At 40.8% G+C, this 22,765-nt stretch carries 25 protein-coding genes; 6 read left to right on the plus strand and 19 right to left on the minus strand.

The genetic code is table 11. The features are described from left to right. From J8L86_RS12460 to J8L86_RS12480, 5 genes are all read left to right on the plus strand, one after another. Positions 1–369 carry a cytochrome c3 family protein gene (locus J8L86_RS12460; RefSeq protein ID WP_211030587.1) on the plus strand — a complete coding sequence of 123 codons (369 nt, stop codon included), beginning with the start codon at positions 1–3 and terminating at the stop codon, positions 367–369. 42 nt (positions 370–411) lie between these two features. Further along, a complete protein-coding gene (locus tag J8L86_RS12465; RefSeq protein ID WP_119967721.1) occupies positions 412–1,542 on the plus strand; it encodes a hypothetical protein in 1,131 nt (376 codons plus the stop codon). A gap of 170 nt (positions 1,543–1,712) precedes the next feature. Continuing rightward, on the plus strand, positions 1,713–2,792 hold the full coding sequence (locus tag J8L86_RS12470; protein ID WP_211030589.1) for a hypothetical protein: 1,080 nt from the start codon (positions 1,713–1,715) through the stop codon (positions 2,790–2,792). 266 nt (positions 2,793–3,058) lie between these two features. Beyond that, on the plus strand, positions 3,059–3,799 hold the full coding sequence (locus J8L86_RS12475; protein ID WP_065109738.1) for a cupin domain-containing protein: 741 nt from the start codon (positions 3,059–3,061) through the stop codon (positions 3,797–3,799). Between the two features lie 483 nt (positions 3,800–4,282). Further along, a complete protein-coding gene (locus J8L86_RS12480; protein WP_211030789.1) occupies positions 4,283–6,217 on the plus strand; it encodes a B12-binding domain-containing radical SAM protein in 1,935 nt (644 codons plus the stop codon). 285 nt (positions 6,218–6,502) lie between these two features. Here J8L86_RS12480 and J8L86_RS12485 read toward each other — a convergent pair whose 3' ends face one another. Next, positions 6,503–9,178 (minus strand): TonB-dependent receptor, encoded by a 2,676-nt coding sequence (locus J8L86_RS12485; protein ID WP_211030591.1) that lies wholly within the window; start codon positions 9,176–9,178, stop codon positions 6,503–6,505. A gap of 208 nt (positions 9,179–9,386) precedes the next feature. Next, complete coding sequence (locus J8L86_RS12490; protein WP_211030593.1) at positions 9,387–12,218, minus strand: hypothetical protein; 2,832 nt, start codon at positions 12,216–12,218, stop codon at positions 9,387–9,389. Positions 12,219–12,696: 478 nt separating this feature from the next. Between J8L86_RS12490 and J8L86_RS21280 the strand changes: the two genes are divergently transcribed. Then, positions 12,697–13,233, plus strand: a complete 537-nt coding sequence (locus J8L86_RS21280; protein WP_055022777.1) for a prepilin-type N-terminal cleavage/methylation domain-containing protein — start codon at positions 12,697–12,699, stop codon at positions 13,231–13,233. A 76-nt stretch (positions 13,234–13,309) separates the two neighbouring features. Here J8L86_RS21280 and J8L86_RS12500 read toward each other — a convergent pair whose 3' ends face one another. The 17 genes from J8L86_RS12500 to J8L86_RS12580 form a co-directional block, all read right to left on the minus strand. Then, on the minus strand, positions 13,310–15,268 hold the full coding sequence (locus J8L86_RS12500; protein WP_211030595.1) for a TRAP transporter fused permease subunit: 1,959 nt from the start codon (positions 15,266–15,268) through the stop codon (positions 13,310–13,312). A gap of 130 nt (positions 15,269–15,398) precedes the next feature. Then, complete coding sequence (locus tag J8L86_RS12505) at positions 15,399–16,337, minus strand: TAXI family TRAP transporter solute-binding subunit (RefSeq protein ID WP_259651253.1); 939 nt, start codon at positions 16,335–16,337, stop codon at positions 15,399–15,401. Between the two features lie 269 nt (positions 16,338–16,606). After that, a complete protein-coding gene (locus J8L86_RS12510) occupies positions 16,607–16,939 on the minus strand; it encodes a hypothetical protein (RefSeq protein ID WP_055022779.1) in 333 nt (110 codons plus the stop codon). Positions 16,940–16,953: 14 nt separating this feature from the next. Then, complete coding sequence (locus J8L86_RS12515; RefSeq protein WP_211030597.1) at positions 16,954–17,568, minus strand: hypothetical protein; 615 nt, start codon at positions 17,566–17,568, stop codon at positions 16,954–16,956. Positions 17,569–17,577: 9 nt separating this feature from the next. Beyond that, complete coding sequence (locus J8L86_RS12520; RefSeq protein WP_235530825.1) at positions 17,578–17,934, minus strand: hypothetical protein; 357 nt, start codon at positions 17,932–17,934, stop codon at positions 17,578–17,580. A gap of 82 nt (positions 17,935–18,016) precedes the next feature. Further along, positions 18,017–18,364, minus strand: coding sequence for a hypothetical protein (locus J8L86_RS12525; protein ID WP_200913355.1), 348 nt, complete (start codon positions 18,362–18,364; stop codon positions 18,017–18,019). 4 nt (positions 18,365–18,368) lie between these two features. Beyond that, positions 18,369–18,743 carry a hypothetical protein gene (locus J8L86_RS12530; protein WP_055022781.1) on the minus strand — a complete coding sequence of 125 codons (375 nt, stop codon included), beginning with the start codon at positions 18,741–18,743 and terminating at the stop codon, positions 18,369–18,371. Positions 18,744–18,790: 47 nt separating this feature from the next. Next, on the minus strand, positions 18,791–19,129 hold the full coding sequence (locus J8L86_RS12535; RefSeq protein ID WP_211030599.1) for a hypothetical protein: 339 nt from the start codon (positions 19,127–19,129) through the stop codon (positions 18,791–18,793). Continuing rightward, a complete protein-coding gene (locus J8L86_RS12540) occupies positions 19,129–19,467 on the minus strand; it encodes a hypothetical protein (protein WP_211030601.1) in 339 nt (112 codons plus the stop codon). Before J8L86_RS12540 ends, J8L86_RS12535 begins: the two co-directional genes overlap by 1 nt. A 50-nt stretch (positions 19,468–19,517) precedes the next feature. Continuing rightward, complete coding sequence (locus J8L86_RS12545) at positions 19,518–19,868, minus strand: hypothetical protein (protein ID WP_055022963.1); 351 nt, start codon at positions 19,866–19,868, stop codon at positions 19,518–19,520. 89 nt (positions 19,869–19,957) lie between these two features. Beyond that, positions 19,958–20,296, minus strand: coding sequence for a hypothetical protein (locus J8L86_RS12550; RefSeq protein WP_211030603.1), 339 nt, complete (start codon positions 20,294–20,296; stop codon positions 19,958–19,960). Between the two features lie 16 nt (positions 20,297–20,312). Beyond that, positions 20,313–20,651, minus strand: coding sequence for a hypothetical protein (locus J8L86_RS12555; protein ID WP_211030605.1), 339 nt, complete (start codon positions 20,649–20,651; stop codon positions 20,313–20,315). A gap of 18 nt (positions 20,652–20,669) precedes the next feature. Then, on the minus strand, positions 20,670–20,984 hold the full coding sequence (locus J8L86_RS12560; protein ID WP_211030607.1) for a hypothetical protein: 315 nt from the start codon (positions 20,982–20,984) through the stop codon (positions 20,670–20,672). Between the two features lie 33 nt (positions 20,985–21,017). Next, positions 21,018–21,344, minus strand: a complete 327-nt coding sequence (locus tag J8L86_RS12565; RefSeq protein ID WP_055022787.1) for a hypothetical protein — start codon at positions 21,342–21,344, stop codon at positions 21,018–21,020. Positions 21,345–21,377: 33 nt separating this feature from the next. Continuing rightward, positions 21,378–21,731: a hypothetical protein gene (locus J8L86_RS12570; protein WP_211030609.1), complete on the minus strand. Its 354-nt coding sequence runs from the start codon at positions 21,729–21,731 to the stop codon at positions 21,378–21,380. A 260-nt stretch (positions 21,732–21,991) separates the two neighbouring features. Next, positions 21,992–22,360, minus strand: a complete 369-nt coding sequence (locus J8L86_RS12575) for a hypothetical protein (RefSeq protein WP_211030611.1) — start codon at positions 22,358–22,360, stop codon at positions 21,992–21,994. Between the two features lie 54 nt (positions 22,361–22,414). Next, entirely contained in the window at positions 22,415–22,759 is a 345-nt protein-coding gene (locus J8L86_RS12580; RefSeq protein WP_211030613.1) for a hypothetical protein, read from the minus strand. Between the last annotated feature and the right edge of the window lie 6 nt (positions 22,760–22,765).

A 22,765-nucleotide genomic window follows, 5' to 3' on the forward strand; every position in this document is an offset into this window, starting at 1 on the left:
ATGAAAAAATTATTATTACTCGCTTTTGTATCGTCAGCGTTTTTAGCCACCGCCCACGCGGGAGAGCTTTTTACCGTCAAAGGGAAAACCCAAGGCAGAGTGAACCATGAAATGTTGTACCAAGATGGCTGTAATACCTGTCATCAAGGTTCACCAAAAGCGAATACCACAGATGCGGCCTGTGTGGATTGCCACGGCACTGTTGAAACAATTGAAATTGATGAGTCAATTTTGGCAGTACCTGAAGCACATCCGCATAAATCTTTACATTACAACGAAGGGGCAAGCTGTTTAGCCTGCCATAGCGAGCACACTAAAAAAGCACCGATTTGTGCTGATTGTCATCGCACTTGGTTTGAAGAAATGTAAATAAAAAATATAAAAAATTTACGTATATAAAGGGAAATGAGAATGAAAAAAACCGCCAAGTTTATGTTGTCGATGGTGGCCACAGCAGTAGCAATGTCTTCTGTAAATGTCATGGCTGAAGAGCAAGAAGACGGTATTAACATCGGAGGTGCTGTGCGCGTTAATTACGCTTACAGAGACTACGATGAATCAAATAAAGACAAGTTAGGTGAACTTGATTTTGATATGGCTGCAATTAAGTTTGATGGTAAAAAAGGGGATTGGGGCTTAGCCGCTGAATACCGTTTTACATCAGGTAGCAACTACATCAAATACGGTTACGGCTTTTATGATATTGACCCAAATTGGCAACTGCAGTTTGGTATCAACAAAGTGCCTTTTGGTAACCCAGAGTTTATCTCTAACAGCTGGTGGTTTGGCCTACCATACTACCTAGGTTTTGAAGACAACCATGATGTCGGTATTAAAGCGTCTTACGACAATAATGGCTGGAATACTGATATCGCGTTCTACAAAAACCCGGTTTATAGCGCAACTGAAAACAAACGTTATTCAGCTTCGTTATTCAGTGGCGAAATTAATGGCACTGAATACCATAACGAAGAAACTAACGGTTTTAACTTCAGACAAACCTATACCGCAGAGTACGAAGGTGGTTCGACAACATTTGGCGGTTCAGCTCAATATGGTCAAATCTATAACAGTGAAACAGGCAACATGGGCGACCGTTATGCTGTAGCACTGCATTTAGACAGCACCTATAAAGGATGGAATCTACAGTTACAAGCCATGCAATACGAGTATGACGCTGCCGATTCGGCTGATGACAATAAAATCGGTATCGCAGTGGTTAGCTGGCAATACGAAATTGCCTCAAAAGGCCAAGCATACAGCGCTAACATAGCTAAAACTTTCGCCACTGACTTTGGTAGCGTGAAGTGTTACAACGACTTCGGTTTAATGACCCCTGACGTTGCTGACGACAGCTATGACAACAGCATGCAAAACGTGACAGGTTGTGCTATCGCAGCTGGAGCCACCTACACAATGGTTGACTTCATCTTAGGTAAAAACATGACCTTCTCAACGGCAAATAATGACCATGTTGGTTTACCAGAAATCGGAGATGACTGGGACAAACGTATCAACATTAACTTTGGTTATTACTTCTAAGTCATGACTTCTGGCCATTAACGCCAGCGTAACGACAATATACTGAGTATCAGCAAAACACTTTCATACTCCCACGTTTTGCTGGTGCTCTTTCTATTAACCAACCGTTTTGAGTGACCACTTGTTGTCATCACTTTTTACTGGGCTCATTTCGTTCCAACACGCTAACTATGAATAAACGGATTATTGTCACACCTTTGTGTGCCTGTTTAGCTTTTTGCGCACCATTTTCAGAGGCAATGGAAGTTGAACTGGGTGGTTTTCTTAAAATGAATGCACGCCATGTTAACGGTGATATTGCGTTCCAAGACAGCTGGACCGGAGGCGGCTCGGTATCTGAATCAACTCAACGCACACAATTTAGCGCCCAAGAAAGTCGCTTAAACCTTGGCGTGTCGTCTAATGATGTTCGTGGCTTTATTGAGATTGACTTTGTAGGCTCATCTCAAGGTAATGCCATTATCTCTAACTCATACAGCCCGAGATTAAGGCATGCTTTTATTGAATACCAAGATGTCGTTGCAGGACAAACTTGGTCGACACTAGTCAATACGACAGCTTTTGCAGAAACCGCAGATCTTGGTGGCCCACTCGTTGGTCAAGCCATGGTGCGCCAGGCTTTAGTACGTTATACCTTTAATCATTGGCAGTTTGCACTTGAAAACCCTTATACCTATGGCACTAATCCAGGTTCATCGCTTAATGAACAGCCAGACTGGATTGACACTCGCAATGATTATGTACCTGATTTTATTGTGCGTTATAACACGAAAGGCGATTGGGGTAATGTTTCAGCCTCTGGTGTTATTCGCTACTTAGACCCAGATCAGACCCAGCAAGTCAGCACTGGAATGTCAGTTGCAGGCAAACTGCGTACATTCGGCAAAGACGATTTACGTATTCAATTGCACTATGGCAACTTAGGCCGCTATGTGGGTACCGATGCTGCAAAAGACATAATCGAAGGCGAATTAGAAACCACCTTGTCAGCCATGGCAGCTTATCGTCACTTTTGGGATCACAACTGGCGCACTAGCCTGTTTATCGGTCATACCGCTACCGAAGTACAACGCAGCAGACGGACCCATGTGGGGGTGAATTTATTCACTAACCTAACACCCGAACTCAGTGTCGGTGTCGAGGTGGGCCAATATGCCATCAATGACAAAGCTAGGTTAGAAAGCACTGAGCTTGTTGAAAACGGTCAATCGCAATACTTGCAGCTCAGTATGCAGTTTTCTTTTCAATAATGATTAAGTCTTGCTGCAATTAACAAAGTAATAAAATAATAAACGTGTGTTTTTATTATTTGTAAACATAAAACCCAATTAAATAGATTATTTGAAGATATTCTCAATTAATAAAAAATCGCGATAGCTGTCACGAATAAAATTGTCACTGAAAAAGGTACGTGATCTATTTCACCTTTAATTTACCTTTTTGTATTTATAGTAAAAACATATTAATAAAAAACGAATTTAACATTCAAATATCACAGTTCTAAATAGGATTAACAATGAAATTAAAGATGATTTTTGGTATTGCTGCGCTAGCATCAACAGCTGCTGTTGCACAAGGTCCTCAATGTAACCATGCACAGCTCCCTTACCAACAAATGACACCAGTCCCATTTGACAGCAGTGTGCATGCACCACAAGACACGATGCCAGTGCAATGTAGTAACCCAGAAATTGAAGCATACATTGCCGATTGGGAAGCGGGTAAAATTGACTTTAATACTATTCAAGCAAATGACAGCATCGCTAAAGATCAACGTTTTTGTAAAACATTAGATGATGAAGGTAACGTACTTGAAGCAAAAAACTGCGACGTAGCGAACTCTCCAGTGGGTTACATCTGGAAAGATCTAGCAGACTCGCCAATGGTTATTGGTATTACTAATGGTGGTAAATCTGATCATGAGCCTCACTTCCACGGACAACCTGAATGTTACTACGTGGTCAACGGCGGCAGTAAAACATTAGCTCAAAATACGTTCCAACCATTAAAGAAAGGACAGTACTTCTATATTCCGGGTAATGCCATCCATAACACTCCAATCCTTGATGATGAAGGGCTTGGTGTATTCTACTGGTACCCAAACAATGCTAACTTTAATGGTTTCAAATATTACTGGCGTCGTGATGTGAAAAACCTTCACGCTGCAGAAGAAGCATTTGATCGTGTTGATGAAATTCGTAAGCGCGATCTTAACTTAGGCCCATATGGCACTAACGAAGCATTCTTTAAAAAATAATTAAATCGTCAATATAAAATAGGCCAGCTTATATATCCTAAGTTGGTCTATTATTTATATTTGGCCGTTACATTCTCTTATATAAAACTCGTTCAGAAACTTGTCCCCCAAATAACATCTCACTGTCTTAAAACCAAGCGCCTTAAATATAAATTCAACAAGGCTTAACTTTACCCCTTGTTATTAAATAAAAGCATTCAGCTTTAAAATTCAAGTCGCTGTAATCACCATTAATAATATACTCACTAGCAATTGGTTATATCAGCTAATCCATTTTTTTTACCAGTAAACTCCCATTGACTCGCCACCACTTTCATCTTGAAGTAGAACCCCTTTAGCGCATTTGCTAGAATCCCTCGATTATTGATGGCAACTGTATCGGCTGCCTGACTTTGCGGCTATGTATAACTCAAAAGCTTACTAAGGGCTTGTGTTATGACTATGCTAGAAAAGCAGCAAAGTTTTATTATTCAAAGGCAGGCTATGACCGTACTTCTAATGACCCCACCCATGACTCAGCTAAATACGCCTTATCCAGCGACGGCCTATTTAACCGGGTTCCTTCGCTCTCAGGGCTATGAAGCGGTGCAACGAGATCCTGCCATTGAGCTGTTTTTAGAAATGATGACCGCCCCTGCACTGGAAATTATTCGTCAACATGTAGAAGCAAATTTCGAGCATTTTGAAGACGATGAACTCCCACCTGCAGTACATGCATTTTTAGCAGAATTTGAACGTTATCATCAGTGTGTTGAAGCTGCGATCCGTTTTTTACAAGGCAAAGATCCTAGTTTAGCGCTACGGATCAACTCACGACGATTTTTACCTGAAGGCCCAGCTTTTGATGCCATTGCGCAGATGGAAGCCGTTTCTGGCGATGTTCTCCAAGCAGCCTTTGGTAACTTAGGCGTACAAGATAAAGCCAAGTATTTAGCCACGTTATTTATAAATGATCTTTCCAATGTCATTACTCAAGGGGTTGATCCTTACTTTGAAGTCAGCCGCTATGGCGAGCAACTTGCTGCAGCGAATCCAAGCTTTGATAACCTCTACGACACCTTAATGGATGAGCCCACTTTCAGCTCAGAGATTCTAGAACAACTGGTTGAGCATTATCTTGAAGATACTCAGCCAAGTGTGGTTGCGTTAACGGTGCCTTTTCCAGGCAATATGCTTGGTGCACTGCGTATTGCGCAAACCTGTAAAGCCATTAACCCTGAGTTACCAGTCGTACTTGGTGGCGGCTTTATTAATACAGAGCTACGTGCTCTGAAAGATCCTCGTGTATTTGAATTTGTAGATTTTATTTGTCTTGATGATGGCGAGCGCCCTTTTCTGACCTTACTTGAATATTTTCAAGGTCAGCGGGAAGTCGACGATTTAGTCCGAACGTATTTTCTCGCAGAAAATGAGCATGGTCATCCGTATGTGCATTTTAACGAAAATACTGCCTTGCACGATATTCCACAAGTCGATGTGGGCGCGCCAATTTATGATGGCCTCCCCTTAGATGAATACTTGTCATTGTGCGAAATGCTTAACCCGATGCACCGAATTTGGAGTGATGGACGTTGGAACAAGTTAACCATTGCCCACGGTTGCTACTGGCGAAAATGTAGTTTTTGCGATGTTAGTCTCGACTACATCGATCGCTACGATACTGCAGGCGCTGATATTTTAGTGGATCGCATCGAACAGTTAATTGAAGAAACAGGCCAAACAGGATTTCACTTTGTTGATGAAGCCCTGCCACCAAAAACCTTATTTGCATTTGCCAAACGCCTTATTGAGCGAAATGTAGTGATCAGTTGGTGGGGTAATATTCGTTTTGAAAGAACCTTTAGCCAAGCTCGCTGCCAATTACTTGCCGACTCTGGTTGTATTGCTGTGAGCGGCGGCTTAGAGGTAGCATCAGACAGACTACTAAAACTCATGAAGAAAGGTGTCAGTGTTGAACGAGTAGCACAAGTCACTAAAGCATTTAGTGATGCAGGCATTATGGTGCACGCCTATCTCATGTATGGCTTTCCTACACAAACCGAACAAGAAACCGTTGATTCGCTCGAAATGGTTCGTCAAATGATGGCCCAAGGTTGTTTTCAATCGGCGTACTGGCATCGTTTTGTCGCAACAGTCCACAGCCCTATCGGTATGAACCCAGACCAATTTGGAATTACATTGGCCGAACGGCCTGAAATTTTGTTTGCCGAAAATGATGTTGAGTTTACAGACCCAACCAATACCGATCATGAAATGCTAGGTGAAGGCTTACGAAAGGCTATTTACAACTACATGCATGGTATTGGTTTTGATCAGCCAATGAGTTTTTGGTTTGATCAACCTGTGGCAAAAACTCAAATGAAAAAAGATTTAATCTCAAAGGCTATCAGTAACTTTATTGACAGCAACCAAGCTTAACTGCTGCTAAAGCGCAGTTAATTTACCAAAGCTAACAATAAAAATGGCCACTTTCTTGTTCCAGAAGAAAGTGGCCTCGCGCATTGATAAAAGTAAAAGGATGAAGTAATACCGTTAACAATTGCACTGGTCTTACATTTGTCTTAAATAAACGTGTTCGGCATAACCAATTTAACTTGTTCCAGAAGTCATATTGCACCTCACACTATGTACACAGCTATTGGCATTTAAAGGATGAGTAAAAATGCCAATAGCCTGTACTTGGTTTACCTTGCTAATTACCCATTAATACTCGTAATTAAACTGTAAGGTAAATTCTGTTCCTGGCTCTTTTGCATATACCACCACATCTTGCTGGTCGTACTCTGTTGTTTCACCAAGGATATTCTTCACTTTAAATTTCACTGCAAAACTTTCTGTAGGTAAGAAGCTATAAGTAAAATCTAAGCTGTGGAAAGGTTGCTCGTAGACATCATCTAATCCACCACGACCACCGTAGGCAATACGCTCTCCAAATACGTTATAAACCAGTGTGGCACTGTGAGATTCATCAGGAGAATCAAAGCTTAATTGCATGTTAGCAACCCACTCTGAATGGCCTGTCATACGGCGCTTATTGTTGGTTGGGTCAATTTCACCATTACCTAGGATTTCAATTTCTGAATCACTTAAGGTCACGTTACCAGCCACAAAGAAGTCTTCCCAGAATCCACCTTCACGACCAATAAAGCCAAGGTCATGTAAGAACTCTGTTTCAATACCGTATATGACACCCGATTCTGCGTTATAAAACTTAAGCTGACGACCCGCTTCTGAAATGCGTTGAATCGCTTCAATCGGCGCATCAACGTCTTTATAGAAACCACCAACACTTAAATTAGCACCGTCATCTGAGTAGTATTCCCAACGTAAATCTAAGTTGTAGATATCTGAACTTTCTAGCTCTGGGTTACCAAAGAAATCGAATCCAGTCACTGGATCTTGGAATCGAACTGGCGCCACTTCACGTAAATCAGGACGAACCAATGTTTTACTCGCCCCGAGACGCCACTGGCTTTGATCTGATGACTTCCACGTTAACGACATCGACGGGAACCATCCATCTTCTGCTATCGCATAATCTTCAATGCCATAACGACCGCTTTCATCAGAGATTTCACCATCTGGAGTTAATGGTAGAGTGACACGACGGAAGTCTTCATAACGCACACCCGCAACAAATCGCCATACATCATCAAAATCAAAATCAAAGTTAACGAAACCAGCATCAATCATTTCTGCTGCGACATAGTCTTCGGTATCGGTCGATGCGTCTTTTAATTCTAAATCTAATGTATCGTTAGCGATGTTTTCATCTGAGAAAATCTTGTCAAAATCACTCGATAAAATGTCGCCATTAGGATCGGTTGGGCTTAAGCCCACATCGAAACCTAAACGGGTCGCATAGCTTTCACGAGTACGTTCAAAGTATTCGTAACCACCGCTAATTTTAAGGATATTTGCATCACCAAATTCAATCGGCAATGCTAAGTCGATTTTGTAATTTTCAGTATTATCATCAAGACGACTATAGACATACTTTGGCGCATCTTGTGTATTCAAGTTACGACTTGTCATGTTGTTAGCATCGTCAAAAACAACGTTGTAAGTGTAAGACAGCTCGTTAGGTGCATAACGCTTTGAGCTGGCATTGGAATACATCCAATTGGCTTCTAAATCCCACAGGTACTCAAAGAAGTGCGTCCCTTTAATTTGATTACTGATAAGGTTACGTTCTTCATAAGACACATCATAAACCTGCAGTGCGTTAGGCTCTGAAATGGTATCGATGGTTTCTTCGATGGCCACTGACACATCATCTGAGGTATCACGTAAGTAAGTTGAGAAGGTTTCAATTTTATGGTCGTAGCCAATTTCTAAACCTAAATTCAACATGCCTGACATCTGCACAATTGAGTCAGTTCCCATCACATCTTTAGCGTTTTCGATTTGAACGTTATCAGCATCACCCGCTAGTTCAACTTCGGTTTTGGTGTAGTTTTCTGCTTGTTCTTTATAAGACACAGCTGTCATGGCACCAAAAATAATATCGTCAGTGATATCCCAGCGATCGCCAATGGCGATATTTCCGCGTAACCCAGGATCTGTACCTTCGGTGTATACCGTCATATCACGGTACATATCACTGGCTAAACCACGGTTAATCGCTTGCGCTTCAGGAAAGGTAACGGTGCCATTTGAGCCGGTCACGATATCAATTGGGCTAATGCCGCCATACATATTAGTGACATCATTAATGCTACTTGGCATGGCGCGTGTGCCGTCGTCTTGACCCAACCAATCATCGCCGCCACCGTTATAGGTATATGTGTCATCTGAATCATTAGTGTTGTAACGACCACCGATTGATGCTTTGAAGAAAAAATCAGCTGGGATAGATTTAGTTCGAATATCAACATGTCCACCACCAAAAGCAGCTGGCGTACTTGCAGTACTCGCTTTTTGAACCGACAGTGATTCAATAATCGACGCTGGGAACATATCCAGCGGAACCACGTTACGAGTAGGGTCTGGTGATGGTACAACCGCACCATTTAAAGAAGTACTTGAATAGCGTTCACCTAAACCACGTACATAAATAAACTTGCCATCTTTTAGGGTTAATCCTGTTACACGACGAAGCGCCGCTGCGGCGTCACTGTCACCAGTACGGGAAATTTGTTCAGATCCCATGATGTCCACAACCGTTGGCTGTTCACGGCGTTCTTCAACAGCAGCTGACGCAGAGGTACGTAAACGACCAGTAACAGCAATAACTTCAATTGGGAAATCTTCACCTGCATCAACTTCAGGTGTTTCTTCCGAGTAAGCAGGCAATGTTGTAAAAAGTGAAGCTGCTGAAATAGCAGTTACAACAGCTAGGCTTAGCTTGTTAGCGATAAAACTCGGCTTGGTTTTCATAGCGTTTTTCAATCCTGTCCACAGTTCAGGTAGCGCCATCTCGATATCGCTTTGACTCTTATGTCTACGGTATCAATGGCAGATAAGAAACTTATTAATTCATTGGTCAAACTTTAAAAAGCGCTCAGCAATTGAGTCTTACTGAGCGCTTATGCAACATCAGGGAGGTGCTCCCTGATGTTTAGGGCTTAGCAAGTAACCTCTTTAGTTACTTGATAAATGCCCAACCTTCACGCCAGTCAGTTTGACCGTCGAATGCACCGATGTAGTCAGTTGATTCGAAGAAGCTGTCTTCAGTACTCATATCCAGACCTGTACCTAGCAATACTGTGTCAGTACCTGCTGGCATGCCATCTGTTAATGTTACTGCTTGTGCTGAGTTACCCGTTTGAGCAAGGAACCATGCTTCTGTATCAACAGCATCCGTTGTGGCTGCATTATCAGAGCTGTACTTGAATGGCTCGTTACAATCGATAACTGAGTGAGAAATCATTAATGACCCATCGTTAACATTGTCCACAAGACCTGCATAAGTCCCGTCTAGCTCTAGACACTCACCCGACTCAGTATCAGAGGTTGACCCTTTACGACCTTGAATCAATAAGTTGTGAATTGAAGCTGCCGTTGCAACACGAAGGATAATGCCTTCACCCTTGTCACCACTGGCATTTTCAATATCGGTACCAGGCAGAATCGTTACGTTAGAAATAGTAGGATTTGAAACCGGCGTATCGTCAGCGCCTTTGTGGCTATCACCTTCAAAACCACGGTTAGCTTGACCATCTTCATGAGTGATATACACGTATTGTGCTTTACCCTGCCAGCCGTTAGTCCAATCTAAGCTGTCATCGAAGTTGTCGGTTAGGTAGACATATTTAAGATTGACCGCACCACCCCAGAACTCGACACCATCATCGCCATTCGCATGAACTTGAATGTGGTCTACTTGCGTGCCACTGCCCACTGCTGCGAACGAGATGCCGTTCATTTCTTGGGTATCATTTACTTTAAAGCCAGCATACTTAACAACCACATAGCTAATTTGACCACTGTTATCTGTGTTGTCGTTACCGCCGTATGGGAAATCGCCAACTTCGAATGAAGCGTCACATGCATTTTTATCAGGACAAGTATTGGTTTCGCCGTTACCCAGTAACACTAAACCCCCCCATTGACCACGCTCACCTTCAGCACCAGCAATCACATCTTGCTGTGAAGTCATCACGATTGGGTGTTCTGCACTGCCTTGCGCCATGATTTTAGAGCCACGGCTAATCGCAATATAGCTGTTATCTGTAGCAAATATTTGCGTACCAGCTTGAATGGCTAACGTTGCAGAATCAGTGTTATCACCACCTACAACGACCGCGCCACCATCCACTTTGTACATCACGTTTTGACCAGCAAGTAGCGTGGTATTTGAAGTGATATTGCCTTGAATTGAACACACTAAAGTGACGTTAGCATCTTTATAAAGCCCAGCTACCACTTCTTCTGACGTTGTGCCAACAGGACAAGATGTTAATACTGGCAGTTCAGTCGGTGCAGGCGCAGCATCTTCGTGAATAGCTGTCGTCCAACCTGTAGTCCAGTCAGTTGTGCCATCGAAAGCACCAATGTACTGCGCATCAACTAAACGGTCATCCATATTAGCTAAATCTGCAGCGCCACCAGTCAGTGCGACTGATGATGAATTAGGCATATAACCTGATAAATCAGATGCACCAGCTAAGTTACCATCTTGCTCTAGGAACCATTGCTCAACATCAAGTGCTAACTCACGACCTTCATCCGCATCAGGTTTGGCATCTTTAAACGGCTCAACACAATCAATTAAGCTGTGTTGCATGTTTAAGTTACCGGCTTCAGCAGTGGTTACTGTGTTGTCATCGTTAACTTCTAAACATTCACCAGAATCAACATCACCTTTTACAAGCATGTTGTAAGCATCTACTGCTGTACCTTTACGGAATAAAATACCTTCAGCATCGTCACCGCCACTGTTAGTACCGTTAGCCACTTGAATAGTAAAGTTAGCTAACGCAGGACGAGATTGTGGTTCAGCTTCTGCACTGCTGTTACTGTCAGCTTCAATACCACGGTTAGAGCCATTATCTTCTTGGCGAATATAAACGTGTTGTGCACTACCTTGCCAACCGTTAGTCCAATCTAACGAATCATCAAAGTTTTCAGTTAACACTACGTGTGAAAGCGAAACGTTACCGCCCCAAAATTCAACACCATCATCGTTATTTTTATGAATTTGAATATGGTCAACTGTGGTGCCCGCACCGACTGCGGCAAAGCTAATACCATTCATTTCTTGTGTGTCGTTGATTTTAAAGCCACCAAACTCAACACGAACATACTGAATAACACCCGAGTTATCTTCTGTGTCATCGCCACCGTAACTGTGGCTGCCAACTTCAAAAGCGGCATCACAACTTGTTAAATCAGGACAAGAGTTAACCGGTGCGTTACCAAGTAATACTAAACCGCCCCACTGACCCGCTTGGCCTTCTTGACCCAGTGCAGATTCCAATGATGTAAACACGATAGGCGCTTCAGCAGTACCTTCTGCCATAATTTTAGAGTCACGGCTAATCACTAGGTAAGACTCGCTTCCACCTACAATTTTAGTGCCCGCCATGACAGATAGCTCAACTGAATCTGCTTTATCACCACCAGCGATAACTGCGCCATCAAGCATCCAAACAACATCATTGCCTAGGATAATCTTGTCACCGTCTTGACCACCAACGTTAACCGTTGACGCCCCTGTTGAAGGAGCAAGTGTGCCAGATAATACCCAAACTTCTTTACCGTCGATTGCAGCAATTGTTGCACTCTTCTCAGCAAATCCACCGTAAGCCGCTTCTTGATCTGATACGTCAGGAGTCGTTGGCGTATCTGGAGTTGTTGGCGTTTCAGTGTCTGAACCTGTATCGATATTGATATCGCCACCACAACCTGCAAGTAATAAGGTTGCAGAAAGTGCAGCAGATACAGCGTTAAGTTTAAAAATGTTTTTCAGTTCCATTGTCATCTCCGAGGACGGAATTAAGCGTGTTAAGTAATTTGGCTGGTCGACAAATTAACCTGCAAAAATGACAAAAAGACTTCGCCTAAGTGACAACAAGATTTCAGAATAATGAAGGGAATATTAAAATTATTAAAAAACAATAACTTACACAGAGAAACATTTGATATTAATTGGTCACATATTTAACAAATATTTCACTAAGGTCACCAAAAGTAATTATTTAGGAGGGGGTGAGCAAACTATAATTGGACCAAAAAACCAAAAAACAGCACGCTTTTTTAACTCTATTTACACGAAATATTGAAGCAATATGACAATAAAAAGTCACAGATTAGCAATCAAAATAGGGGAGGATTTACTACCCTAAATAGGTTAATTGAAGTTTTTCTTATGCATCTTAGTCAATGTGTTTTAACATACAAGACATAAGTAAACCCTAATAAACAAGCTGTTAATTCACTTTAAAGGACAGAAGATGGCGATTAACTCAACCTCAGGCTCAATTAAACTCACAAGCACTAAAGGCTTTACGTTAATTGAATTAGTGATTGTTATCATTATTTTAGGGATCCTCGCTGTTATTGCTGCACCTAAATTTATTAACCTTCAAAGTGATGCAAAAATCGCGACCGTACAAGGGGTAAAAGCCGCGATTCAGTCTTCACTTGATTTAGCCTATTCACGCGCTGCTATTGATGGCGTCGAAAAAGATGACCGCAGTTTGATTGATTACAACGGCGAAGTAATAGAGATGAAACTGGGCTACCCAGAAGCCTTTGGCGAAAATGATGGCGGCGGGTTACCGCAAATGCTCGAAATCGGCTCTGAGATAGACTTTTGTTTTGGTAGTGGAAGTTGTACACCAAACGTAGAAGTAGGCTCGTCAAATGTGCGCTACGGCTATGATTTAGATGATGAAACCATTAACTGTCATGTACGCTATATTGAACCGACTGGCACTGGTGGCTCAGCAACCACCTACACATTAACGGTCGATATCACTGGCTGTTAACCATCAATGTGCTTATTAGGTATAAAAAATAGGTTTAGCCGTTCAAGCTAAACCTATTTTTTGTTAACTCACCCTATTAAACCGTAGCTTTATCTTGTGTTTTCCACTGCACAGCTAATAACCCGAGTACAACCACCACGCCAATAACGCCTGTTCCAAATGGATTAAATAACACCCAAGGGACAGTGGTGATTGCAACCAAGCGCTCAACCGTTGAAAGCGAACGTAACAAATAACCTTCAATCGAAATTGCTATCGCGACTATGATACTTGCCGTTTGAACAATAGCGAATGTAAAGGCCAGCATACTAGCTTCAGGGTTAAGTAAGTCAGTGTAAGCCATCATAATTGGGATAATGAACAAACCGCCTGCCAACTTAAATGCCTCAACGGATGACTTCATCGGATTAGCATTGGCAACCCCAGCGCCTGCAAACGCAGCCAGCGCAATCGGCGGAGTCACATTGGAGGTTTGCGATAACCAGAACACGATTAAGTGAGCCGTTAACAGTGGTAAGCCAAAATCACCTAACATAGGCACAGCCATGACAGCGAGGACAATATAAGCTGCGGTAACCGGTAAGCCCATCCCTAAAACCAGTGCCACAATACTGATAAGTCCCAGCGCGACCAACATATAACCGCCAGAGAAATCCATCACAAATTGGGTAAACTGCAAGCCAATCCCCGTCTGCCCTACCACACCAACAATGATGCCTGCAGCGCCACAAGCAACAGAAATAGGTAACGCTAATAGCGCACCGTTTTTCATGCCTTCGATAAACTTCTTAATCCCAATACGGCTATGTTTTCGCAGTGCAGCAGTCACTAAAATCGCCGCACAACCCGCTACGCCAACCAGTAATGGTGAGTAGGCCATCATCAATAACACGGTGATAATCACCAATGGAATAAGATGATGAGCACCATGTTTCATCACTTCAATCACCGCTTCTGTACGACTCGCCGCTTGAAGGTTTAACTTACATGCCATTAAGTGCACATAAAGTAAGGTGCAAAAGAAGTACAAAATTGCAGGCGCAATAGAGGCCAACATGATGTCGCTATAAGGCACCCCCGTAAATTGCGCCATAACAAAGGCACCTGCGCCCATAATCGGTGGCATAATTTGCCCACCGGTTGAAGCAGAGGCTTCAATCCCTGCCGACTGCTCTGGGGTATAACCTAACTTCTTCATCATCGGAATCGTCACAGCGCCCGTGGTTACTGTGTTTGCGATTGCTGAGCCTGAAATAGAGCCAAGCCCAGCTGATGCCAATACTGCAGCTTTGGCTGGGCCGCCACGATACTTACCCGCAATTGAAAAAGCTAAGTCGATAAAGAATTTACCTGCGCCAGTGACTTCTAAAAAAGCACCAAACAATACAAAAATAAACACAGTTGTGGCCGCAATACCCAAGGCAGAGCCAAATACACCATTGGCTGAATATATTTGGAACTGAATCAACTCTTGCAGTGAATAAGCTTTGGTGGCCATTGCGCCAGGGAGTAAGTCGCCAAATGCGCTATAGGCTAAAAACATCCCTGCAATCAGCACCATCACCCACCCCACGGTACGCCGACAGCCTTCCAACAATAAAACCAGCAATGCACTGCCTGCTACTAAATCCACAGTACCTAAACCATAAAGCATATGGTCGATATCGTTGTAGTCAAAAATGGACATTCTATAGCCAGCAAAGAGGGTGATACCACACAATGCAAGATCGAACACACGCCCCGCTAAATAGCCTTTTTTGCGGCGATTTTTAATCAGCGGATAATGTAAAAAAATCAGAATTAATACCCAGCACAAATGCACTGGTCGAAAATAAGTGGCCGATATGGTGGAGGTAATACCTTGCCAAATTTGAAATGAAGACAATAACACTGCGACGATAAGTGTTGTGTAGCCTATAACTTTAATGGTTTTTTCATAAGGAAGTGTGTTGGCAACATCAGGATTATGGCCTGTTTGATGCGCATTATCCCCACTCACATATTGCTCGGCTTTTTTGCCTTGTTCTTGGGTCATATTTTTTCCTCTATGCCAAAGATTGCACCTAAGCACAATCAGTGACCTAAATATACAAAGGCAACCTTACGTTGCCTTTGTGTTCTTGCATTCACCTACAGGTGTTTTGTCGTGTAGAAAATCCAGCGTTCTACTTAATACTATCTAAATACTTTTGCGCACCTGGGTGCAATGGCACACCTTGCAGGCGGTCAGCATTTTCAGGTGTTGTGGCTTCAGCAACCTTCACGACCTTTTGCACTTCTGACATATTCTCAAAAGCAGCTTTAGTTAAGTTAAACGCCATCTCATCACTCATTTTGGCGCTAACCACAATCACATTCCATACACTTAATGTCGGCACAGCGCCCACATTGTTGTATACATCGGCAGGAATGGTGTAATTGCTATAAGCAGGGTTTTGCTTAATAAACGCTGCACTTTCTTCAGCAGAAACAGGAATAATATTAACCTTATGGGTTAATGCCACTTGAGTCACCGCACCAACACCTTGACCACCCACAATAAAGCCAGCATCAATTTGACCATTAGCTAATGCATTGGTGGTTTCTGAATAATTTAGGTACACAGCAGTGATGTCTTTTTTCACATCAATACCAATAGACTCAAGTAATGCAGCAGACGTTACCGCTGTGCCACTGGCAGGAGCGCCTAATGAAATACGTTTTCCTTTAAGATCGGCAAGCGAAGTGATGCCTGACTTTTCAAGACTAATGGCATGCACAAGGTTTGGATATAAGGCAAACAGTGTATTCACTGGCATTGCACTTCTGAACTTACCTTCGCCTTTATAAGCATCAAGGACAACATTGCCCATCGCGATACCGGCAATCATATCGCCACGTACCACTTTAATTGTGTTCTCAACTGATGCAGCTGTCACTTCAGCCTTAACGTTTACTTGTGGGACTTCATCTGACCACACTTTGGCTAACGCACCGCCAAATGGATAATAAATACCGCTTTGACCACCAGTACCAATTGAATAGTTCTCGGCTTTAACCGCAGTTGGCAATACTAGTAACAAAGACAGTATCAACGCACGATAAAACATAGCCTTCTCCTTCATTTTTATTAATTTTATTAGACTTTACTTAACAAAGCCTTTAAATATTTATACATTTTTTTCGACTCGATAGTCTCTAAAGGGGTAGATAATGTCAAGGTATCGGAAGATCGTAGAAATCAGAGTGTGACGGCACTAGAAGATATGAATAGAATACCAGCTCAAAAAATAACAAGTTTAAACCTATCACCTATTGAGCAAGTCTGATTTGAACTGAATACATTTAGATAGAAATAATACTCATAAAAAAATGAACATAATAGTTAAATACATCAACCTATTACAATAAAACGGTTTATTGTTGGGCTGCATGCGGGTGTCACGCTATCTACATTCATTCTAATTTTTATTCCAGAAAAATATGAAGCTAATAGAGTACTGACGAGAACATCATAATTAACATGAGAAAGAGGGATTAAATATCGCCCACCGTTATCGCATGTACTGACATCACTATTACGATAATCAGTCATAAATACCATTCCACTTGCTGATGGATATAAGTGAAGGATTTTTGTATTTTCAGACCAAAAACTCGCTTTCGCACTTAGCGAGAAACCTAAAATAATCAGAACAAAACTTATCTTCATCACTACTTTTATCATTTTCAATCCTTGAATTATATTTGTTGTAATATCCAATATTTTTTTAAAACGGCTTCAACAGCATCCGCTAATAATGAGTTAGCTTTAACACCTTTGTCTCTTACCTCCTCTAGTGGAAATGCGGGGACATTTTCAAACTCTTGAGGATAGCGAATTTTTTGGGCTAACCCTTTCTTATCAGTCCAACTAATAACTAACTCAGCAGCAGTGAGATCGTTATTACCATCGACAATTTTATAACCATATTTTTCAACATTAATCATATATTCATTATCTGAGGAACTTATTCCACTTAGACTCGCCTCTTCGAAACGAATCGTAAACTGATTTACTGTAACGTTTTTCGCTGTATGCGAAAGTAAGTTACGCATATCAAATCCCTGTTCAGAAGTGGCTGCTCGAATATCCTTTGCAATGCCTTCATCAATCGCAACGCCGACAGCAATACCCATTGGGCCCATTGCAGACATTAAAGCGATTCCAGCACCTGCACCTTTACCTTGAAATTGGATTCTATTAGGATCTGAAAAGCTGAACACTAATGAGGCTGCAGATTGGTTGTTTGTTGAGGAACACCCCAAACACAACTGAGTAAAAACAATTATGAATGGCGCAATAAATTTCTTCATATCATCCCCTTAATCAATTGCATATAACCTCGTTATTTTTCTATATGCACTTGGGTTGCTATCCCAAGCCTCACAACCACCAGTATCGCTATAAGAAATAATCACACTTTTATCTGATGCTTTTGCAGCTAATAAAATTGCAAACATTCTAGCCCTTTGCTCTATAGAGTTGTGAAGACTTATAGCAAAAGTAGAGTTATTAGCACACTCTGCGACTGCAGTTCCATGATTATCTAAATTGACAAGTACAGTATCCCTACCCGCATATGTAACAATACTGGCAACTTTACCAGTTGTATTTAACCATATGGCATGACTAGAAGAGCTGGCTAGCAATAGAATAATTACAGTAAAAACTTTCAACATAACCTCTCATACAAAACGAGGATAAATCCTCGATTTACTACAACAACTTACTACTAAAACTTTGAAACACCATGCTATTACATCAACCTACACGATGTACTCGTATGTAGCCGCTCCCACAATCCCCTAAATTATCAAAACCGATATTTACAGGTTGTTTAGTTGTGTAAGCGATTAATAATCTCGAATACATTATCTCTCGACCTTTATCTGATACATCGGTAGCAATGGCAAAAAAACCTGATTTACAGCTAGGATGAGAACTAGGCTGATTATGTAACTTAAAAAGAATTCGACCAGAAGGGTAAGTCAAGATTTCTGAAACTATCCCATTCATATTATCGTTGTATCCAGCAACTCCCTGACCTTGATAAAAAACACCAAATACAAGAATAATTATTACACCCAGATATTTTGAAAAATTTAGCACTTTACTACTCCTTCAGCCAAATTCTGTCCATTTTTAAATAACCACTAATCGAGCCTCGCATTTGCAAAGTCACAGGACGCTTACTCGCTTGAGCAGCTAACGCTGTTGAATAAAAAAAGTTAGCAAAGTCTGGGTTATCACTTATGCGAATCGCACCAGCATTTCCATGGGAAATAGATACATTGGCAACACTTGCATCGCTGGGGTCTATTGCTACATCAAAATACAATAAAATTAACCCACTAGAATTTACATAAATAGTTCGTACTTGCCCCTCATACTGGCAATAACCATTATGGCTACTATAACAACTGGGACTTTTTGCTAGAACATGATGACTCAGTAGCATTAATGCTATTAATAATAAAAATTTTCTCATTTGACATTCCTTTGCTTCTTACCGCGCGAATACTTATCCATTAATGGCTAAAAGTAGCTTTCTTGCAGACTAATTAGATCGATTTCGCAGCTATCATTACTTTCAGAGTATGCTCTAACTTTTGACCCAGAAAGGTACCCCGCCATAGCAATACTCTGCATTTGGCTGACAACCTGCTCTGAATGTTTTGTTTGAGTTATGGTACCAACACCATTGCACATTTCAGTCGTTTGATGAGTAGACTCTTTAGAAAAATAGACTTTAATAACTTTAACGTTATTAAAATCATAATGCTTAACACCTATCACTTTACCGAATGCAATATCAGCAGCATTAACGGTCCAATATGGGAGAAATAAAGCCAATGCAAAAAGTAAGTATTTCATCATCCTAGCCCTGAAGTAATTTGAATATTACTAATTCTGCACCTTTGACCGTCTCCATTGGTATAAACAGTAACAGTCTTATTCGACAGTGACATAGCTAACGCTGTGGCATAAACCCTATTCTTTTCCTCTGCTGAGCCTTCAAAATATAGCCAGCCATACTTGCCTCCACTACAATCTTCGGGTGATATATTACCCGCTAATCTAATTGCTGGTTCCGCACCAGATGCAAGTAATGAAGTGATTTTTCCTGATGCCCAAGTACTTCCTGCAGTCGCAAATTTGCATACAGTTAATATAATGGTGAAAAATAAAGCTCTAAACGCAATAGATGTCATGCTTCCCTACTCGTAACGTAATAATAAATTGGTACACAAATTATTAAGTGTTAATCGTGAATATATAAAGCACCTGACTTTGTCATAGTGTTATAAGTAACACTAGAGACTGAATGCCAAGTAACAGGTAGACAACTATGAATATAAGGCTTCACTTTTTTACCTGCCATATAAGCGGCTAATACAGTTGAATATATTTTGTCATACTGTGGGTGATCGACCTTCACATAAAAACTATTCGATTTAGTGCAATTCCCAGCATTACCAAAAGCACCTAAAACGAAGAAGCCACCTCCCCTTTCGATTTCAATATGAGTAGGCACAGCGGGAGTAGCCCAACCACCAGCATAAGCAAGATTAATAGAGCTCAATAAAATCATAAAAGTTGAAAATTTTAACATTGAATAAAACCACGCTGTATTATGTGTGAATTTAATATTTGATAAGCTCTGTATTTGTTTACCAAATACGTAACGGCCTGATAAGTCAATTAATCGGAAATACTAGTAATGGCTCGAGTAGTAACATAACCATAGGCATCAATCGCTTTGGGGTCATAGGTGACAACAATTTTACTTTTAGCATGTTGAGCAGCGAGTAAGGCAGAGTAAAAATTATCAAATGCCACATCAGATTGTCTGACAGTAAAGTAGGTTACTCCTGCAGGCATTTTATCTAATTTATATAGCATGCCCCCTTTCCAACTATTTCCCCAATCACCGCCGTACAAATTAATTCTTGTAACCTTCCCCGAAAAAGATTCGGCAAAAGAGTTTGAACAAAATAAAATAAACAAACTAAACGTGATAACAACATTTCTTTTCCACATACAATTTCCGTTTGATTTAATGGAGCACTTTTAAATGTCCAAAAGAGGCAAAACTGACATCAGCCCAATGAGTTGTCTGGCATTCACCGAACAAATAAAAATTAACTTTCTTGCCAGCCATAAACGCCGATAAAATCATAGAATAGGAAACTTTTTGACTAGATGGCCTAACCATAACTTGTCCATCAGGGCTAAAAGAACAACCAGTAACATTATTAAAACTTGATAGCTTAATGACAATCTGGTCTTCATTAACTAAATACATCGATTCAATCGTTGCTGCACCTGACCATCCTGATGCAGCAAAACCGTTTGAACTCATCAACATTAACCCAATAAAAAATAACTTTTTCAAATGTACAATCGTCCATGACTAATTTACTTCGGATAAACCTGAAATAACGCAAGTAGAATGAGTATCATCAATAACATATCTCAAACTCTTACCTTTAGCTTTTGCGGCAAGCGCATAAGCATATTGCGCACGATCAAATTCAGTGCCACTCATATTGATTTGCCCGCGGCTATAACTGCAATGTTCAGGGAATTGAGGAGATGAGATATAGGCAACACCATTATTTAAACTTAAAGACCAATCCGTTAATGTAGTGCTAGGCCAATATCTTTTTGATATGGCCACATTAGGTAACACCAAAAGGCTGAGACACAAAAGAATTATATATCGCATTAACGTTCCTTGTTTTTAGCTAAAAGAGCATTGTTATTGTTTGTCAATTGTCACATAAGATATTTGGCACACATTAGAGCTATTTACAGTTCTCACTGAAACTTTTTTACCAGCCATCTGAGCTGCTAATAAAGTAGAATAGATCCGATTAATACCTGGGTCTGTAGGACTTAAAGTGCTGTATACACCAGATACTGCGGAACAATCCATTAGCGTTTCATCACCCGAAGTTGCTATATACACCATCCCCGATGCTTTGATATATAGTTTTTCAACTTCAACCCCAAAGCAACCGTGCGGCACACAATTAGCTTGAACTAAAGGCGTAAAAATAATTAAAAACAAAAGCAAATACTTCACGGTGTAATCCTAAATAAATATAAAGTTAAAGTACTAATTAACTGTCCAACCCCATAACCATGATTCAACTGGACCATAATCATGACAACTCCCAGTTCCTCTCGCCCTAATCTTTTTCCCTGAAACTTGTGCGGTTAGTGCTAAGCTCATTATTGACTTACCACCATCCTGGGAAGAATTAAATGATAAGTGCCTCGAATATCCACCAGAAACACAATTAGGACGTGTGCCTTTTAAATCTCTATCGAAAATCACTATTCCTTTTCCATCTCGATCAACACGCACAGACACAACCTTTGCATCTACGGCATCACTGATGGCAAATGAAACATTTGAATGAAAAAAACATAGCAAGCTAATAAAAATCGTAATAAGTATCTTCATCATTTATTTAATACTGAATTATTCAACAATTAAGTATTTAAAACCTCTTATCCTGTTATACGTTTGACCATCAAAAGTGGCACATTCGTCAGAGTAGCCAGTTACTTTTTTACCCGCTATAAAAGCCGTTAATAATAAACTGTACGCTTTGTCATAATTTCTATCAGTATCTAGCACTCATACTCGTACCTATATAATCTAGCTTTATCAAATGGATAACTTAAAAGTTAATTTATTATTGAAACTCCAAACAAAAATATCGGTTATTTTATTTTAAAATGGCGAATGTTAGCATAATTCCAACTTTCCCAACTTTGACAGTCGCTAGGTACTTGAGCTCCATCAAAATACATTGACTCAACAACTTTATCTGACATTTTTATGGCTAGAAATGTGGCATAGAGTGTTTTGCATGTATCAGGCCCTGTTATATAACTGGTGCCAGTCACTTTCCACTCAGCATCTGGATTACAAAAGAACACAGGTCGATTCATATCGGATAATTGGATCATTAACTTGTTTGGCGCATGGTAAGATAATGTCTCAACCTTACCACTGCATACTAATGTTGCGCCACTTAAAGGGAGTGAACAAGATGCAAAGAACACACTCAATATCAATTTATGTTTCATATAAAATCCCTTTTATAAAAGTATCCATTACATTGTTAATCTGCATATTATTTATTACATATCACCAATATAAACAGGTGCAGGCGTGCCGCTATAAGTCGGCAAAGTTGAACAACTGCCTTCACCGCCATAATAAAATATTGCTTTACCATTATTTTGCTTGATACTTTGCAGCATGCCAGTCCACATTGCACAGGTGGTAACACTCACACCTTTCCAATCATTATTTAAATTACAAATGTAGGTATAATCACCTCTACCTGTATGGAGTATATTAACTGAGCCGTTTCCGTAAATAAGTACACGTGATACATCGACCGAGCAATTAAATGCTGCTGAGGTTGAAAATGACAAACTCACAAAAGAAAAAACAATTAACTTTAGCGCCCATGATTTCATAACTAA

The sequence above is a fragment of the Shewanella sp. MMG014 genome, from assembly GCF_018100775.1.
Classification (GTDB): domain Bacteria; phylum Pseudomonadota; class Gammaproteobacteria; order Enterobacterales; family Shewanellaceae; genus Shewanella; species Shewanella japonica.

What these genes read in the sequence shown, in the direction of transcription:
- J8L86_RS12475 (WP_065109738.1), top strand. Translation starts at nt 3,059, where the DNA reads ATGAAATTAAAGATGATTTTTGGTATTGCTGCGCTAGCATCAACAGCT.
- J8L86_RS12570 (WP_211030609.1), bottom strand. Translation starts at nt 21,731, where the DNA reads ATGATGAAGATACTTATTACGATTTTTATTAGCTTGCTATGTTTTTTT.
- J8L86_RS12490 (WP_211030593.1), bottom strand. Translation starts at nt 12,218, where the DNA reads ATGGAACTGAAAAACATTTTTAAACTTAACGCTGTATCTGCTGCACTT.
- J8L86_RS12560 (WP_211030607.1), bottom strand. Translation starts at nt 20,984, where the DNA reads ATGCGATATATAATTCTTTTGTGTCTCAGCCTTTTGGTGTTACCTAAT.
- J8L86_RS12480 (WP_211030789.1), top strand. Translation starts at nt 4,283, where the DNA reads ATGACCGTACTTCTAATGACCCCACCCATGACTCAGCTAAATACGCCT.
- J8L86_RS12505 (WP_259651253.1), bottom strand. Translation starts at nt 16,337, where the DNA reads ATGAAGGAGAAGGCTATGTTTTATCGTGCGTTGATACTGTCTTTGTTA.
- J8L86_RS12535 (WP_211030599.1), bottom strand. Translation starts at nt 19,129, where the DNA reads ATGAAATACTTACTTTTTGCATTGGCTTTATTTCTCCCATATTGGACC.
- J8L86_RS12510 (WP_055022779.1), bottom strand. Translation starts at nt 16,939, where the DNA reads ATGATAAAAGTAGTGATGAAGATAAGTTTTGTTCTGATTATTTTAGGT.
- J8L86_RS12500 (WP_211030595.1), bottom strand. Translation starts at nt 15,268, where the DNA reads ATGACCCAAGAACAAGGCAAAAAAGCCGAGCAATATGTGAGTGGGGAT.
- J8L86_RS12580 (WP_211030613.1), bottom strand. Translation starts at nt 22,759, where the DNA reads ATGAAATCATGGGCGCTAAAGTTAATTGTTTTTTCTTTTGTGAGTTTG.
- J8L86_RS12465 (WP_119967721.1), top strand. Translation starts at nt 412, where the DNA reads ATGAAAAAAACCGCCAAGTTTATGTTGTCGATGGTGGCCACAGCAGTA.
- J8L86_RS12470 (WP_211030589.1), top strand. Translation starts at nt 1,713, where the DNA reads ATGAATAAACGGATTATTGTCACACCTTTGTGTGCCTGTTTAGCTTTT.
- J8L86_RS12530 (WP_055022781.1), bottom strand. Translation starts at nt 18,743, where the DNA reads ATGAGAAAATTTTTATTATTAATAGCATTAATGCTACTGAGTCATCAT.
- J8L86_RS12485 (WP_211030591.1), bottom strand. Translation starts at nt 9,178, where the DNA reads ATGAAAACCAAGCCGAGTTTTATCGCTAACAAGCTAAGCCTAGCTGTT.
- J8L86_RS21280 (WP_055022777.1), top strand. Translation starts at nt 12,697, where the DNA reads ATGGCGATTAACTCAACCTCAGGCTCAATTAAACTCACAAGCACTAAA.
- J8L86_RS12550 (WP_211030603.1), bottom strand. Translation starts at nt 20,296, where the DNA reads ATGTGGAAAAGAAATGTTGTTATCACGTTTAGTTTGTTTATTTTATTT.
- J8L86_RS12515 (WP_211030597.1), bottom strand. Translation starts at nt 17,568, where the DNA reads ATGAAGAAATTTATTGCGCCATTCATAATTGTTTTTACTCAGTTGTGT.
- J8L86_RS12460 (WP_211030587.1), top strand. Translation starts at nt 1, where the DNA reads ATGAAAAAATTATTATTACTCGCTTTTGTATCGTCAGCGTTTTTAGCC.
- J8L86_RS12540 (WP_211030601.1), bottom strand. Translation starts at nt 19,467, where the DNA reads ATGACATCTATTGCGTTTAGAGCTTTATTTTTCACCATTATATTAACT.
- J8L86_RS12520 (WP_235530825.1), bottom strand. Translation starts at nt 17,934, where the DNA reads ATGTTGAAAGTTTTTACTGTAATTATTCTATTGCTAGCCAGCTCTTCT.
- J8L86_RS12545 (WP_055022963.1), bottom strand. Translation starts at nt 19,868, where the DNA reads ATGTTAAAATTTTCAACTTTTATGATTTTATTGAGCTCTATTAATCTT.
- J8L86_RS12575 (WP_211030611.1), bottom strand. Translation starts at nt 22,360, where the DNA reads ATGAAACATAAATTGATATTGAGTGTGTTCTTTGCATCTTGTTCACTC.